The sequence below is a fragment of the Quyinboa sediminis genome, assembly GCF_042219855.1.
In the GTDB taxonomy this organism is placed as follows: Bacteria; Bacteroidota; Bacteroidia; order Bacteroidales; family UBA5342; genus JBHJHP01.
Map to the genome: position 1 here is coordinate 1 of NZ_JBHJHP010000029.1, position 2,143 is coordinate 2,143.

The 2,143-nt window shown below is 31.5% G+C and carries 3 protein-coding genes; all 3 read left to right on the forward strand.

Going from position 1 to position 2,143, the window contains the following annotated elements:
- Positions 1–308: 308 nt before the first annotated feature.
- The gene (locus tag ACE1EF_RS20015; RefSeq protein ID WP_375722487.1) at positions 309–1,031 is read left to right on the forward strand and encodes a hypothetical protein; all 723 of its coding nucleotides are present in this window, start codon (positions 309–311) and stop codon (positions 1,029–1,031) included.
- 201 nt (positions 1,032–1,232) lie between these two features.
- Positions 1,233–1,550, forward strand: a complete 318-nt coding sequence (locus ACE1EF_RS20020; protein ID WP_375722488.1) for a nucleotidyltransferase domain-containing protein — start codon at positions 1,233–1,235, stop codon at positions 1,548–1,550.
- A complete protein-coding gene (locus ACE1EF_RS20025; RefSeq protein WP_375722489.1) occupies positions 1,547–1,942 on the forward strand; it encodes a HEPN domain-containing protein in 396 nt (131 codons plus the stop codon). Before ACE1EF_RS20020 ends, ACE1EF_RS20025 begins: the two co-directional genes overlap by 4 nt.
- Positions 1,943–2,143: the final 201 nt, after the last annotated feature.

A 2,143-nucleotide genomic window follows, 5' to 3' on the forward strand; every position in this document is an offset into this window, starting at 1 on the left:
TTATCTAGAAAGAGAGTTTATACGAAAGAAAGGTAAATGGTATTTAGAAAGATATAAAATATCAAATCTGTAATTACAGATTCTTGATTATGTACTTTGAAAAAAATTTTGCATCCCAAAAATTGAGAAAAGAGAAGAAAAACGGTTTACAACACGCGGTCATAGTGCATGGCAGTACTTTTAAACAAAATAATTCAACGTTCGCTGCCAACTCTTTTCGTCCTGACAGTTCCTTTCCCATCTGAAAGAAACTGCCACGACACCATACCGCGGGAACGTTAGGCACAAGCATAAAATGAAATAAATTCATGAATTATGATGAAGAAATAGCTTATAAATATCTTCAGACAAAAAATTTTACGAAGATTGAATTTGAACCAAAGGGTAATATTCCTCCAGATTTCCTTCTAGATGAAGAAATTGCTGTCGAAGTAAGAAGATTGAATCAACATGTTATCATTAATAATAATGCTAAGCCACTAGAAGAATTACAGTATAAAATAGTTCCAAAAATAAAAGAAATAATTAGTGACTTGACAACACCTGAATACACTAGAACACTTATCGTATCCGTTGGTTTTAAAAGACCATTAAAAGTGAACAAGAATGTATTTAAAAGAATAAAATTAGTAATTCAGGAAAATATCGAAACAACAAGAAAAGATTTAAAAATTTCAATTAATAAAAATCTTGACCTAAGGTTCTTTAGATCTGACTTACGATTAAGCAAATCCATAATATTTGGGACTGAATTAGATTCTGACTCTGGAGGTTATGTTGTTTCAAATATTTATAACAATCTGAAACTTGTTGTAAATGAGAAAGAAAAGAAGATAGAAAAGTTTTATAATGAATATAAAAAATGGTGGCTGATTGTTGTTGACCATATAGCTTATGGAATTGACTCATTTGATTTTGAACAATTATCTGAATTTCAAATGATTCAATCTAAATTTGAAAAAATATTCATTGTATCACCCACTTTACTTGAAGAATCACGAGAATTGAAATTTAAAAATGCCAGTGCCTAACACACGGTATAGTGCATGGCAGTACTTTTAAACAATATAATTCTACGTTCGCTGCCAGCTCGTTTCGTCCTGACAGTTCCTATCCTATCGGACAGAAACTGCCACGACACCATACCGCGGGAACGTTAGCCTTAATTGCCTATTATACTAGATCGTATTAATCGTAATTATTTGGTAAAAAAACTTTGTATCTTTGTATCAATGATGGATTCAAATAAAATATTATCTGAAATAAAAAACACAGTGTATGGAAAGTATCCAGATGCTAAGATTATTTTATACGGATCAAGAGCAAGAGGAGACTTCAGAAATGATTCTGATTGGGACTTAGTAATACTCCTAAATCAAGAGAAAATAACCAATGAAATAGAAGAAACAATCACTGATCCATTATATGACCTGGAGATTGAATTTGGCGAAGTAATTAGTCCAATGGTTTATTCAAAGAAAGATTGGAATAATAAATACTCTGTGACTCCTTTTTTTAAAAATGTAATGACAGAGGGTAAATCATTATGACAGAATATAACTCTAGTGATTATTCTAATTATAGGATTAAAAGAGCAAATGAAACAATAACTGAAGTAGAGATTCACATTAAAAATGGATTCTGGAATACTGCTATAAACAGAATGTATTATGCTTGTTTTTATGCAGTAGGTGCTCTCTTGATAAAAAATGGGATTGAGACTTCAAGTCATTCAGGTACGAGATTAAAATTTGGACAACTTTTTGTAAAAAATGGATTGATTGGCAAAGACTTATCTAAAATATATTCCGATCTATTTGAAAAACGTCATAAAGGAGATTATAATGACTTCTTTGATTATGACCAAGAAACCGTTGAAAGATTATTTCCTAAAGCAAAATTATTCATCCAGACTATTGAAGCATATTTAAAAAACAACTAAGGCTAACACGCGGTCATAGTGCATGCGGTTTTGTTTTAATTTGCAAAACCACATTCCGTATGCCGGCGTTTTCGGCTTGACAGTCACCACTCCGTGGGACAGTCAACCGCACGACACCATACAACGGGAACGTTGTAAGCCATAATAGAAATCTTAATTATGAGAGGTTTTCTATACATACTATTATTTGTTCTGTTTTAT

Coding starts and splice junctions, on each gene's coding strand:
- ACE1EF_RS20025 (WP_375722489.1), top strand. CDS start 1,547: ATGACAGAATATAACTCTAGTGATTATTCTAATTATAGGATTAAAAGA.
- ACE1EF_RS20020 (WP_375722488.1), top strand. CDS start 1,233: ATGATGGATTCAAATAAAATATTATCTGAAATAAAAAACACAGTGTAT.
- ACE1EF_RS20015 (WP_375722487.1), top strand. CDS start 309: ATGAATTATGATGAAGAAATAGCTTATAAATATCTTCAGACAAAAAAT.